Genomic DNA, 12,482 nt, shown 5'->3' with positions numbered 1-12,482 from the left:
TAGAGGCCCCGCCATGAAACTCTTGCCTTTACTGCTCCTGCTGAGCCTGCCCCTGGCCCACGCCGACGATGGCGACGACGCCCCCCTCGTCATCAACGGCTGCACCCTCGCCGAACATAGCCAATGCCCCGGCGCCAACCTCAAGGGCGCCAACCTGAGTAACCAGAACCTGAGCAAAATGAACCTGGCCGGCGCCGACCTGCGCGATGCGGATTTGCGCCACGCCAACCTCGACCTGGCCAACCTGGAGAAAGCCCAGCTGCAAGGCGCCAACCTCACCCGCGCCAGCCTGCAACAGGCCAACCTGCGTCTGGCCGACTTTACCGGCGCCACGCTGATGGCCGTGCAAGGCTGGGGGATGTTTGCCCAGGGCGCGCAATTTGAAAACGCCAACCTGAGCGCCGCCTACCTCCAATTTGCAAGGCTGTCCGGCGCGAAGATGCACAAGGTCAACCTAAGGGCGGCCGACCTGGAAATGACCTGGCTGAGCAAGGCCGATCTGCAAGGCGCCGACCTCAGCGATGCCAACCTGCAAGAAGCCAAGTTCAGCGAAAGCAACCTGGAAAAAGCCACTCTCAGCGGCAGCCGCCAGCACTATGCGAACTTTCAGGACGCGAATATGGAAGGCTGCAGGGACTGCCCCACCACCTGGGACCGTTAACCCGCCACCCGCACCACGCCCATGTCGATGCCCAGGTGCACCAGTTCGGCATGGGAACTCACCTGCAACTTGCTTTTGAGCAAGGTCAGGTGGTTGGACACGGTCTTGCTGCTGATACTCAGCTGCGCCGCAATCGAACGAGCCGGGGTGCCCTTGGCGAGCATCAGAAAAATCTCCAGCTCACGCTGGGTCATGCTCTGCAAGCGCCGGTCCGTGGGGTGATAGGCCAGCTGCGTGGCCAGGTCCTGTTCGATATAGGTGTGGCCGTCAAGAATGCGCTCAACCGCTTCAAGCATCACCGCAGGCGAAGCGCTCTTGGTGAGATATCCCGAAGCGCCCGCGTCCAAAGCCTGGCGCACCAGGGGCAATTCGGCATGCTGGCTGAAAAACAGCACGCGCAATTGTGGCAGGCGCTGGCGCAGGCGTCGTGTGGTTTCCAGGCCGCTGATGCCCGGCAAGCCGAAGCCGATGATCACCAGGTTGGGCACCGCTTCGTGCACCCGCGCCAGGGCTTCCTCGCCACTCGCCGCTTCGCGCACTACCACGCCCGGCAGTCCGTCGCGCAACAGCCCGGCATAACCCAGGCGGACCACGGCGTGATCATCGACCAGCAGGATATTCATAGTGCCTCCAATGGCTGCGCATCACCCCATGCTAGAGCCCCTGCACCCACCACGACCTACTACTTTGGTACTGGTTTTCCTGTCTATCGTCGCATTCCCAAGGCAGCGGGACTCACGTGTAATGGGTGCATAACGATAAGGATCGGACCCGCCATGCTGCCCGCTCGACTGCCACTTGCGGCACTGTTGTGCCTGTTCTTCACGCCCGTACAGGCCGACACCCCACTGTTTTCCCCCGATGGCTACCGCGTCAGCCTGTACCGCAGCCCTACGCCCGCTCAACTGCCCGGTGCGACCATCGTCGACACCCCTGCCCTGCAAGCCCTGCTGACCCAGACACCCGCGCCCGTGCTGGTCGATGTGTACCGTCGCCAATGGCTGCAAGGCCGCTTCATCGAGGACCAGCCCCATGCCAACCTGCCCGGCAGCCACTGGCTGGCCAATACCGGCGACGGCGACCTCACGCCCGAATGGCAAGGCTATTTCGCGCGACACCTGTACACCTTTACCGGCGGCAACCTCGCACGCCCGCTGGTGTTCTACTGCCGCGCCGATTGCTGGCTGAGTTGGAACGCGGTAAAACGAGCCGCCAACCTGGGCTATACCTCTGTGTATTGGTACCGCGATGGCTTGGACGCATGGGAAGCGGCAAACCTGCCAGTGATGGCTGCGACACCCGAACCCTTTGAATAAAAAACCACAACAAGAAGGTGAACGGCCATGTACAAAATTCTGATTGCCGACGATCACCCGCTGTTTCGCGAGGCGATCCATAACGTCATCAGCGACGGTTTCCCCGGCAGCGACGTGATGGAAACCGCCGACCTGGACAGCGCCCTCGCCTTGACCCAGGAACACGACGACCTCGACCTGATCCTGCTGGACTTGAACATGCCCGGCATGCATGGCCTCAACGGCTTGATCAACCTGCGCAACGAGTCACCGACCATCCCGGTGGTGATCGTCTCGGCCGAGCAAGACAAGCAGATCGTGCTGCAAGCCATCACCTACGGCGCCGTGGGTTTTATCACCAAGTCGTCACCCCGCCTGCAAATGACCGAAGCGATCCAGCAGATTCTCAACGGCAACGTGTACCTGCCGCCGGACATCATCCGCACCCAGCGCAACAGCGGGCAGCGCCGCATGAACGACAGCCCCGGGTTTGCGCCAGAACTGCTGCAAGCGCTGACGCGCAAGCAGTTGCTGGTACTGGAACGGATGACCAAGGGCGAGTCGAACAAGCAGATCGCCTACACGCTGGAGATTGCCGAGACCACGGTGAAGGCGCATGTGTCGGCGATTCTGCGCAAACTGAATGTGCACAATCGGGTGCAGGCGATTCTCAGCGCTGGGGATATCGATTTCGGCTCGTACCTGCGCCGCTGAAACGTCAGGACGACGAGGTCGAGGTGCGAGCTGGCTTGCCTGCGAAAGCGCTGGGTCAGTTTGCACAGCCGTAACTGATACACCGCTTTCGCAAGCAAGCCAGCTCTCACATTTGATCTGCGTGCGCAGGTGTTTCAGTGTTTATTTTCCAAGCAGATGACTCATGGCGGTCTTGAGCTTCATCGGCCGCACCGGCTTGTGCATCAACGTGTGCCCCAATTCGCGTATCTGCAGCTTCAACTCATTGCTGTAGTTGGCGGTGATCATCAGTGCCGGCACCGCACTGCCGCGCCGGGCGTTGATGCGGGCCACGGCGTCCACGCCGTTCTGGTCGTCGTCCAGGTGGTAGTCGGCAATCAGCAAGTCCGCCTCGGCATGGTAGTTGTCTACCTGCCGCGCCAGGTCCTGCTCCGACAGCGCGGTGATCACCCGGCAGCCCCAGCCTTCGAGCAAGGTGCGCATACCGGCGCAAATCGCGGCGTCGTTATCCAACACCCACACGCGCGCGCCTTGCAAGCGCTCCAGCATCGGCTCGCTCATGCACAGCGTTGGCAATGACTTTGGCGCAGTGGCACTCAGCGGCACTTCCACCGAAAACATCGAGCCCTTGCCCGGCCAGGACCTGACGCTGATGCGATGGCCCAGTATGCCGGCGATTTTCTCCACGATCGCCAGGCCCAACCCGAGCCCACGGTCCTGGTCCGGACGCTGGATATCGCCGCGTTTGAACTCCTGGAAAATCTCTTCAAGCCGGTCCTCGGCAATGCCCATGCCGCTGTCCCACACTTGGATCAGCAAGCGCTGCTGCTGGCGTCGGCAACCCAGCACCACGCGCCCTGAGTAGGTGTAGCGAATGGCATTGCTCAACAGGTTGCGCAGGATCCGCGCGAGCAACTGGATATCGCTGCGCACCAATGCCGAACAACCGACAAAGTGCAACTCAAGCCCTTCGCTGCGTGCCAGTTCGGTGTATTCGGCAGCCAGGTTGTCGAGCAATTCGCTCAGGGCAAACGGGGCGATATCAGCCTTGATCACCCCGGCATCCAGCTTGGAAATATCCACCAGCGTGCCCAGCAGGTTTTCCACGTCTTCCAGGGAGTTGCTCACATTGCGCACCAGGGTTTCGCTGGGGCGCTCCAGCAATGCGCTGGTGAACAGACGCGCGGCATTCAGCGGTTGCAACAGGTCGTGGCTGACCGCCGCAAGGAATTTGGTCTTCGACAGGTTGGCCTGCTCCGCTTCCAGCTTGGCTTCGCGCAGACGGGTTTCCATGCGCCGGCGCTCGTCGATTTCCTTGAGCAACTGGTCGTTCAGCGACGTGAGTTCCGAGGTGCGCTGGGCCACGCGTTGCTCCAGGTGCTGATAGGCCTGGTGCAGGGCCTCGGCGGTGCGGCGCCGTTCAGTGATGTCGCGGATCAACACGAAGATCCCCACCACTTCGCCACTGGCGAGCATATTCGGCACATAGGAGCGCAGCATGTAGCGCTCCTGGTTGTTGATGTTGGTTTCGGCGAACTCGAAAGTCACGCTCTCGCCGGCCAGCGCGCGGGCGACGTAGGCGTCCAGGCGCTGGCAATGTTGCTCGCTGTGCACTTGGCGCAGGCTCTGGCCGAGCATCATGCCGCGCGGCCAGCAGTACCATTCTTCATAGACTTTGTTGGTGAATTCGTAGACCAGGTCGGCATTCAGGTAGCCGATCAGCGCCGGCACGTTGTCGGTGATCAGGCGGATCCAGCGTTCGCTCTCCTGGGCTTTCTGCGCCGCCACCTGCTCGCCGCGCAAGGCTTCGGCCCGCAGCCGCGCGTTGATCAGCAGGTGGTTGCTGGCCTTGAGTTCGGCCATCGCCTGGTTCAAAGCGTCGGTGCGTTCGCGCACTTGCTCGGCCAGCACCACCGAATGCTGGAAGGTGGTGTAGGGGTTGTTGCCCTGGGTCATGCCGGACTCGATGCGCTCGATCAGCGCCGCGTTGATCCGGGCCAGCTTGTGGTTGTCCTGTTGCAGCCGGGCCAGTTGGGCGAGCAGTTCAGCGTCGGCCTCGGGCAATGGCGACCCCGGTGAAGGTCTGGTTGATGTGCATGCCATTGAACTGTTCTCCGTAGGTGTTGAAGCCCATCACCCGCTGATCGCGCAAATAACCGCCGATCTGTTCCAGGTCGCCGGCGTCTTCCAGTTCCAGGCGGCGCAAAAAGCAATCGCAGCCGATGGTCAGCAACAGGTCGCCGAGGCGCGCTTGAAGGCCGCCGAACAGGGTTCGCAGGTTGGGCAGGATGGGCCCGGGCTTCATGACCGTCAGCACGATGCCGTTTTCCACCGCGCAGTAGAAACTCAGGCTCAGGTCGTCGTGCACCTGCTGGATCGAGCGCAGGTAGTACTGGTCGTGAATGCGCACGGCCAGTGGGTGGGCGGCGAAGGTGCGGTGGTCGAGATCGGCCACGGCCACGCCGATGTGCCGTGCGTACTCTTCGGCGGCGGGCTCGGCGTTGAGTTCGAAGACCCGGCGCGAGGGACTGTCAGCGCCGGTGACCACCAGTTTTTCCGTGCGCGGCAGGATGTGGTGGGTGGTGAACACCTCGAAATCCAGCCAGGTATTGACCAGCACCACCACCGCCGCGCCACTGTGGAACACGCCATTGAAGTACACGTGGGTGTGGGTGAGGAAGTTGTCATCACCCGCCGAACCGCCGAAGTGGGGAATATCCCCCAGGGCCGCGCTGAGGGCCGCCAGCACCATTTCCTCACGGCTGGACAGGCCATCGAGCAATGTCAGCGCAAAGGTGTTGCCCTTGATCGGCGCCAGGGTATTGCTGCGGCAGCCGCCGACCAGGCGCTCGACCATGTCCTGGGCGTTGATCAGGCTGAAATGCTCCACCTGGTCGATGAGTTCAGTGGCGATGGAAAAGTGCGCATGGTTGAAGCCCACCGCCGTGATGCAGTTACGGCCATAGCCTTGAGGGGTGATTTCGCCGGCGCTGGTGCAGCCGACCACGCGTACGCTGCCAAAGCACTGTTGCAGCGCTTGACCCAGGGCCTGCAGGTCATAGGACGCCGAGCAGAAAAACAGCACAAACCCCAAGTATGGGTGCAGCAGTTGCCGCGCCAGCTCTTCGGCGGCCTGCCCGGCATCCGTGGCCTGGGACATGGCACTGACCACGCCTTCACTGTTGTGCATCGTTGGCTCCCCCCTCTGAGGCACCAGTGTACGAAGGGCCAGGAGGGAGACCTATGCTACTTGGGTACTGGGTCGGGGATGCGTTGGGATGAAACCCCTACTCCTCAGGCTCGGGCAAAAGCCACGGCTTTCTCGAACTGCTCGGGAGTCGGACGCACGCCGGTATAGAGCACGAACTGTTCCAGGGCCTGGATGGCGATCACCTCCAGGCCCGTGATCACCCGCTTGCCTTTGGCACGGCCACGCACGATCAGCGGTGTTTCGCTGGGGATCGCTACCACATCGAACACAGTCTCGGCAGAATCCACCGCATCGGCATCAAACGCGAGCGCATCCGCCTCGGCGCCACCGGTCATGCCAATGGGGGTGACGTTGATCAGCATCTGTGGGCGCAGGTCGCCCAGTTCGGCCTGCCACGCATAGCCCAGGTTTTGCGCCAGGGCCCGGCCTGCCGCCGCGTTGCGCGCCACTATAACGCCATTGGCGTAGCCGCCATCCCGCAAGGCACTGGCCACGGCCTTGGCCATGCCGCCGCTGCCCCGCAGGGCGAAGGTCGAGTCTTTCGGCACCGCGTGCTTTTTCAGCAGTTGTTCAATGGCGATATAGTCGGTGTTGTAGGCCTTGAGGTGCCCGTCGGTGTTGACGATGGTGTTCAGGGAGTCGATGGCCTGGACTGAATCGTCGAGTTCGTCCACCAAGGCAATGGCAGCCTCCTTGAATGGCATGGAAACTCCGCAACCGCGTACGCCCAGCGCGCGGATACCACCGATCGCGCCGGGCAAATCCTGGCTGCTGAAGGCTTTATAGTAGAAGTTCAGACCCAGCTGTTCGTACAGGTGGTTATGAAAACGCAGGCCAAAATTCCCCGGGCGCGCCGACAGAGACATGCACAGTTGGGTGTCTTTGTTGGGATGCATCTGCATGGGTAGCTCCTTTGAGTAAGCAAATCGGTACAGACCTTACACAACCTTTACCTAGCGGCTGTGCTGTTTTTTAGAAATACGTTGTCTTAAAAGTATCCCCGCGACATTACTTGAGTCTATTGATGACAGACCACAAGCGCTGGGGCTAACCGAGGAATGACCATGATTCGTACAATCCCCAAGATCGCCTTGCTTGTTGGCGCACTCGCTATGGCAGGCCAAGCCTCAGCCCACGGTGGTGGTTGGGGTGGCCCGGCCGTATTGGGTGCTTTAGTCGGCGCCGCAGTCGTGGGCTCCGTGGTTGCCAGCCAGCCGCGTGAGGTCTATGTGCAGCAGCCGGTGTATGTGCAACCGCAGCCGGTGTATGCCGCGCCGCCGCCGGTCTACTACGCACCGCCGCCACCGGTGTATGTGCAACAGCAGGTTTATTATCGCCCGGCGCCGGTCTATTACGGCCCACCCCGTGGCTACTACGGCCCTCCCCACGGCTACTACCGTCGCGGCTGGTAACGACTCATCTGGAAACAGGCCCCGCAGGTTGCGGGGCCTTTTTTTGCCTGAAAAGTCCGGATTTACAGCGCCAAGGTCGCTTTGAGGACACTGATAGAGCTGAAATCGCACATCATCAACACCAATGTCTACTTGCCCGAACAGGCCTCGCGCTGTCATGTTTGTGTCACGACATACTTCCACTATCGATTCTGTCCACCCAATAACAACAAGGACGACTGACCATGCCCACGCAAAACCCGCACCGCACCGCCGGCCTTTGTACGTCCAGCAAGGTCTACAACGCCCTCACCGAGCTCAAGCACCTGGAAGGCCACCGCAGCGCCAAGTTCCTCGCGCTGCTGGCAGAAAACCTGGTGCGCAAGGGTTTGGTCAGCGAGCAGGAAGTGGTGAACATGCTCGATCAGGTGGTGGACTGACGCCTCGCGTCGATGTCGACTATCAAGACAGGTGATTTTTCCTACGCAGGCCCAACCCGTAAGGTGACCCCCATAGCAATTGGAGGTCCTTATGCCCACTGTTCAGATCATGTCCGTCATCGGCAGCGCCGTCCCCGCCCGCCTTCGGGAGTCGGGTTTACTCGCCTGCTGGTACCTGGTGCGCGATGGCGAACCCATCAGCGGCCCGCTCACGTCCTTGTCGGCCGCTGAAAAACAACTGCAACAGGCCTCGAACTTCAGGCTGCATGCCTGAGGTTCAGGGTAATGGCAACTTGACTCGCGGCTTGCTCTCCACGAACAGCGCCCAGCTGGACATGAACAACGCCGCCACCAGTGGCCCGATCACGAAACCGTTCAAGCCAAACACCGACAGACCGCCCAGGGTCGAGATCAGGATCAGGTAGTCGGGCATCTTGGTGTCCTTGCCCACCAAAATCGGGCGCAGCACGTTGTCCACCAGGCCGATCACAAACACACCAAACAGCGCCAGCACCACGCCCTGCCAGATCGAACCGCTCAACAGGAAGTAGGCGGCCACTGGCCCCCACACGATCCCCGCGCCCACCGCCGGCAGCAATGACAGAAATGCCATCAGCACCGCCCAGAGCAACGCACTGGGGATATCCAGGAACCAGAAGATCAATCCGCCCAGCGCGCCCTGGGTCACGGCCACCAGCACATTGCCCTTGACCGTGGCACGCACCACCCGGTTGAACTTGAGCTGCAACCGGCGCTTCTGCGGCTCGGCCAACGGCACCGCCGTGCGCACCTTGCGCACCAGTTCAGGGCCATCGCGCAGCAAGAAGAACAGCAAATACAGCATGATGAAAAAGCTCACCAGGAAATCAAACGTGCCCTGCCCGAAGCTGAACGCCTGGGTTGCAAAGAACTGGCTGCCCTGCATCGCGCTCTTGACGATCTTCTCGCGCAAACCTTCCAGGTTGCCCATGCCAAAGCGGTCCAGCAGGTGCTGGAAGTACGGCGGCAACACATTCTTGAATTGCTCGATGTACCCCGCCACGTCCAGCTTGCCGCTTTCCACGTTCTTATAAAGCGTCGCGCCCTCTTGCACCAGCAAGGCGCTGGTGATGATCACCGGCAGGATCGCAATGACCAGGCAGGCGCTCAAGGTGGCCAGGGAGGTGAAGTTGCGGTTCCAGCCAAAGCGCAGCTGCAGGCGACGCTGCATCGGAGCAAAGATGATGCCGAGGATCACCGCCCAGAACACCGCGCCATAGAACGGCAGCAGTATCCAGATAAAGGCGACGGTCACCAGGCCCAGCAGCAACAGCAGGGTTTTGAATTGCAGGTTGGTTTGATTCATGTCCGGTCCATGTCAGAAAAGCAGAGGGCCCATGTAGGCCCTGTTGCTTAGTCCGCAGCGAAACCTGGGAGTGCCCTCGGTTATTGAACAAGCATAGACCCGCCCACAGCGCGTGGATCGACACCATCGTGCAATGTTCGCTGCCCCTGCCCCGTGATGAGATTGGCGTGCACTTGCAATACTCCATCACGCTCCCACCGGGGCTCTGTCAAACAGAGAGGCCATCATGCTTTTACACATGTCCACCTGGGCTGAAATCGAGCAATTTCTTGAACGCAGCCGCACCATTGTGATTCCCATCGGCTCCAACGAGCAGCACGGGCCCATTGGCCTGCTAGGCACCGACTGGATGTGTCCGCAGATCATTGCCCACCAGGCACAAGAAACGTCGGATATCCTGATCGCCCCCACCTTCAATATCGGTATGGCCCAGCATCACCTGGGCTTTGCCGGCACCATCACGTTACGCCCGTCGACGTTTATCGCGGCCATTGAGGACTGGGTGCTTTCCCTGGTTGCCCACGGCTTCGAGAAGATCCTCTTCCTCAATGGCCATGGCGGCAACATTGCCTCGATCGAAGCGGCATTTTCGCAACTGTATGCCCGCGCCAGTTTTGCCAGGCAATCCGCCGGGTTCGCCTTGAAACTGAGCAACTGGTGGGACCTGGAAGGCGTTGGCGCACTGGCCAACCGACAGTTCCCCACCGGCCACGGGATCCACGCCACGCCGTCGGAGATTGCGGTGACTCAATGGGCCTACCCGGACGCGATCAAGTCGGCGACCTATTCGCCGCAAATCGCCAATTCCGGGCCGATTCGCGAGGCCCATGACTTCCGCGCACGCTTCCCGGACGGCCGCATGGGCTCGGACCCGGGCCAAGCGACGCCGAAAAAAGGCGGTGAGCTAGTCAGGCTGGCGGCCGAAAGCCTGGTACGCGAGCTGGAGGCATTCAGCCACGAATCAACTCCGCTCGGCCCGGTCAGCGCCTCGACTAACAACTGCTAACACCGCCTAACTGGTGGCCAACGCGGCCAGGCATCACTCTTGAATCTCATCACCGTCAGCATTCAAGAGGGATGCAACCATGACCGAAGGTTATCGCGGCAATTGCCTGTGCAAGGTGGGCCGTCTCGGCAATGAAAGGCTGTGCACATTGATGGAGCATGTGCTCAACGGTGACCGAGGCGCCGTGTGGCGACTGTGGGACAACGTCACACCGTTGTTGGTGGCTTTTTATGAGGGCCAGGCACAGGCCGGGCGCATTCGCCATGAAAACATCCAATACCTGGTACGTGAAGCCTTCCTGGCCGTGCTGGAAAATGCCGCAGGCTACGACGCTGCCACGCCGTTCCGGGCCTGGTTGCTGGAGATCGCCCGTACGACGCTGTTGGGATATCTGCCGTCCACCAGCGTCCCCCCTCTGCTGAATTCGCCATCTATCCAGTGGGCAATTTGACTCTCCCACTGCCGTCGATTCTTCCCAGGAAATGCCCATGCTGAGCATCGAAAAAATTCTGTATTCCGGCCACACCTCTACCACAGGCGGTCGAGAGGGCGCAGGGCGTAGCGTGGATGGCCGGCTGGATATCAAGCTCTCCCCGCCCGGTGCTCCGGGGAGCGGCACCAACCCCGAGCAACTGTTTGCGGTGTGCTGGTCGGCGTCGCTCCTGGCCGCGCTGCGCCATGCCTGCAATGCCCGGAAAATCCTGTTTCCGGCCACGGCGGCGATTGATGCCCAAGTCGACCTGCTGCACGGCGCACAGGGTTTTTTCTTGCAGGCGCACCTCAGCGTTTCGTTGCCCGAGATAGAACCCGAGGTAGCCAGGCAATTGATTGAAGCGGCCCACCAGAACTGCCCCTATTCGAAAGCCACACGCCGCAACATCGACGTCAGCTTCACCCTGAACTGAGGTTCAGTGACTCGATACCTACGTGCAATCGCGGTGCCCTGAGGGGTCTGGTTTGATGCTCCCTGACACAACAATCAGAAACAAGGGGACTTGAGCATGAAAAAACTGACGACAGCCGCCGGCGCACCCGTGGTCGACAACAACCATTCGCAGACCGCCGGCCCCCGCGGCCCCGTGTTGTTGCAGGACGTCTGGCTGCTGGAAAAACTGGCGCACTTCGACCGTGAAGTCATCCCCGAGCGCCGCATGCACGCCAAGGGCTCCGGCGCGTTCGGCCGGTTTACCGTCACCCAAGACATCACCCGGTTCACCAAGGCCGACCTGTTTTCCCACGTGGGTAAGACCACGGATATCTTCGTGCGTTTTTCCACCGTGGCCGGCGAGCGCGGCGCTGCCGATGCCGAGCGGGACATCCGTGGTTTCGCCATCAAGTTCTACACCGAGCAAGGCAACTGGGACCTGGTGGGCAACAACACCCCGGTGTTTTTCCTGCGCGACCCGTTGAAATTTCCCGACCTCAACCACGCCGTCAAACGTGACCCTCGCACCCACATGCGTAGCGCGCGCAACAACTGGGATTTCTGGACCCTGCTGCCCGAAGCCCTGCACCAGGTCACGATTGTGATGAGCGACCGAGGGTTGCCGCAGTCCTATCGACACATGCATGGTTTTGGCAGCCACACCTTCAGCTTTATCAGCCCGGCCAACGAGCGTTTCTGGGTGAAATTCACCTGGAAAACCGCGCAAGGCATCCACAACCTCACCGACGAGCAGGCCAGCCAAGTGGTCGGCGACGACCGTGAAAGCGCCCAGCGCGACCTGTACACCAGCATCGAAGAGGGCCGCTTCCCGCAATGGACGCTCCACGTGCAAATCATGCCGGAGGCGGATGCCGGCACTTATGCGATCAACCCGTTCGACCTGACCAAAGTCTGGCCGCATCAGGACTATCCGCTGATCGAAGTGGGTGTCCTGGAGCTCAATCGCAACCCCGACAACTACTTCGCCGACGTCGAACAAGCCGCTTTCAACCCCGCCAACGTGGTGCCGGGCATCAGCTTTTCGCCGGATAAGATGCTGCAGGCGCGCCTGTTCGCCTATGGCGACGCGCAGCGCTACCGCGTCGGCGTGAACCATCATCAGATCCCGGTGAACGCCCCGCGTTGCCCGGTCAACAGCTACCACCGCGACGGGCAGATGCGCACCGACGGCAATGCCGGCAGCACCCTCGGCTACGAACCCAACAGCCACGCGCAATGGGTGGAGCAACCCGACTTTCGCGAACCACCGCTGGCCCTGGAAGGCAGCGCTGCGCACTGGAACCACCGGGAAGACACGGACTATTTTTCCCAACCCGGCGCACTGTTCCGCTTGATGAGCGCCACCCAGCAACAGGCCTTGTTCGACAACACCGCGCGTTCCATCCAGGGCGCCAGCCCCCAAGCCAAAGCGCGCCATATCCAGCACTGCACGCAAGCCGATCCTACCTATGGCGCGGGTGTTGCCCGCGCCATCGAACTCTTAGGGTGAGCCAG

Annotated in this window: 15 protein-coding genes; 10 read left to right on the top strand and 5 right to left on the bottom strand. The window is 61.2% G+C overall.

Going from position 1 to position 12,482, the window contains the following annotated elements; translation table 11 throughout:
- Positions 1–13: 13 nt before the first annotated feature.
- Positions 14–661: a pentapeptide repeat-containing protein gene (locus KHP07_RS28335; protein ID WP_214498440.1), complete on the top strand. Its 648-nt coding sequence runs from the start codon at positions 14–16 to the stop codon at positions 659–661.
- Here the strand turns inward: KHP07_RS28335 and KHP07_RS28330 are convergent.
- Positions 658–1,284: a response regulator gene (locus tag KHP07_RS28330; RefSeq protein ID WP_099494544.1), complete on the bottom strand. Its 627-nt coding sequence runs from the start codon at positions 1,282–1,284 to the stop codon at positions 658–660. The genes KHP07_RS28335 and KHP07_RS28330 overlap by 4 nt on opposite strands.
- A gap of 153 nt (positions 1,285–1,437) precedes the next feature.
- Between KHP07_RS28330 and KHP07_RS28325 the strand changes: the two genes are divergently transcribed.
- Together KHP07_RS28325 and KHP07_RS28320 are read left to right on the top strand one after the other, a co-directional pair.
- Positions 1,438–1,977 (top strand): PQQ-dependent catabolism-associated CXXCW motif protein, encoded by a 540-nt coding sequence (locus KHP07_RS28325; RefSeq protein ID WP_214498439.1) that lies wholly within the window; start codon positions 1,438–1,440, stop codon positions 1,975–1,977.
- Between the two features lie 27 nt (positions 1,978–2,004).
- The gene (locus KHP07_RS28320; RefSeq protein WP_078047794.1) at positions 2,005–2,670 is read left to right on the top strand and encodes a response regulator transcription factor; all 666 of its coding nucleotides are present in this window, start codon (positions 2,005–2,007) and stop codon (positions 2,668–2,670) included.
- Between the two features lie 141 nt (positions 2,671–2,811).
- Here KHP07_RS28320 and KHP07_RS28315 read toward each other — a convergent pair whose 3' ends face one another.
- From KHP07_RS28315 to KHP07_RS28305, 3 genes are all read right to left on the bottom strand, one after another.
- A complete protein-coding gene (locus KHP07_RS28315; protein WP_078047793.1) occupies positions 2,812–4,752 on the bottom strand; it encodes a PAS domain-containing hybrid sensor histidine kinase/response regulator in 1,941 nt (646 codons plus the stop codon).
- Positions 4,694–5,839, bottom strand: coding sequence for a nitric oxide-sensing protein NosP (gene nosP, locus KHP07_RS28310; protein WP_214498438.1), 1,146 nt, complete (start codon positions 5,837–5,839; stop codon positions 4,694–4,696). The genes KHP07_RS28315 and nosP overlap by 59 nt, the downstream gene beginning before the upstream one ends.
- Positions 5,840–5,943: 104 nt before the next feature.
- A complete protein-coding gene (locus KHP07_RS28305) occupies positions 5,944–6,762 on the bottom strand; it encodes a shikimate 5-dehydrogenase (RefSeq protein ID WP_078047791.1) in 819 nt (272 codons plus the stop codon).
- 156 nt (positions 6,763–6,918) lie between these two features.
- Between KHP07_RS28305 and KHP07_RS28300 the strand changes: the two genes are divergently transcribed.
- The 3 genes from KHP07_RS28300 to KHP07_RS28290 all read left to right on the top strand — a co-directional run bounded on the left by KHP07_RS28300 (position 6,919) and on the right by KHP07_RS28290 (position 7,965).
- Entirely contained in the window at positions 6,919–7,272 is a 354-nt protein-coding gene (locus KHP07_RS28300) for a hypothetical protein (RefSeq protein ID WP_068931763.1), read from the top strand.
- Between the two features lie 224 nt (positions 7,273–7,496).
- Positions 7,497–7,691: a hypothetical protein gene (locus tag KHP07_RS28295; protein WP_068931762.1), complete on the top strand. Its 195-nt coding sequence runs from the start codon at positions 7,497–7,499 to the stop codon at positions 7,689–7,691.
- Positions 7,692–7,782: 91 nt separating this feature from the next.
- Positions 7,783–7,965, top strand: a complete 183-nt coding sequence (locus KHP07_RS28290; protein WP_068931761.1) for a hypothetical protein — start codon at positions 7,783–7,785, stop codon at positions 7,963–7,965.
- A gap of 3 nt (positions 7,966–7,968) precedes the next feature.
- Here the strand turns inward: KHP07_RS28290 and KHP07_RS28285 are convergent, their stop codons facing one another.
- The gene (locus tag KHP07_RS28285; RefSeq protein WP_078047789.1) at positions 7,969–9,036 is read right to left on the bottom strand and encodes an AI-2E family transporter; all 1,068 of its coding nucleotides are present in this window, start codon (positions 9,034–9,036) and stop codon (positions 7,969–7,971) included.
- A gap of 226 nt (positions 9,037–9,262) precedes the next feature.
- Here KHP07_RS28285 and KHP07_RS28280 point away from each other — a divergent pair, with 226 nt between their 5' ends.
- The 4 genes from KHP07_RS28280 to KHP07_RS28265 all read left to right on the top strand — a co-directional run bounded on the left by KHP07_RS28280 (position 9,263) and on the right by KHP07_RS28265 (position 12,477).
- The gene (locus tag KHP07_RS28280; protein ID WP_099494540.1) at positions 9,263–10,042 is read left to right on the top strand and encodes a creatininase family protein; all 780 of its coding nucleotides are present in this window, start codon (positions 9,263–9,265) and stop codon (positions 10,040–10,042) included.
- Positions 10,043–10,121: 79 nt separating this feature from the next.
- A complete protein-coding gene (locus KHP07_RS28275) occupies positions 10,122–10,493 on the top strand; it encodes an RNA polymerase sigma factor (protein ID WP_214498437.1) in 372 nt (123 codons plus the stop codon).
- Between the two features lie 37 nt (positions 10,494–10,530).
- Complete coding sequence (locus KHP07_RS28270; RefSeq protein WP_099494536.1) at positions 10,531–10,947, top strand: Ohr family peroxiredoxin; 417 nt, start codon at positions 10,531–10,533, stop codon at positions 10,945–10,947.
- 96 nt (positions 10,948–11,043) lie between these two features.
- Positions 11,044–12,477 (top strand): catalase, encoded by a 1,434-nt coding sequence (locus KHP07_RS28265; protein ID WP_214498436.1) that lies wholly within the window; start codon positions 11,044–11,046, stop codon positions 12,475–12,477.
- Positions 12,478–12,482 lie beyond the last annotated feature (5 nt).

This window comes from Pseudomonas sp. VS40, assembly GCF_018587885.1.
Taxonomy (GTDB): Bacteria; Pseudomonadota; Gammaproteobacteria; order Pseudomonadales; family Pseudomonadaceae; genus Aquipseudomonas; species Aquipseudomonas pergaminensis.
The sequence above is the reverse complement of the archived record's forward strand: the minus strand, read 5'-3'. Positions and strand labels throughout refer to the sequence as shown.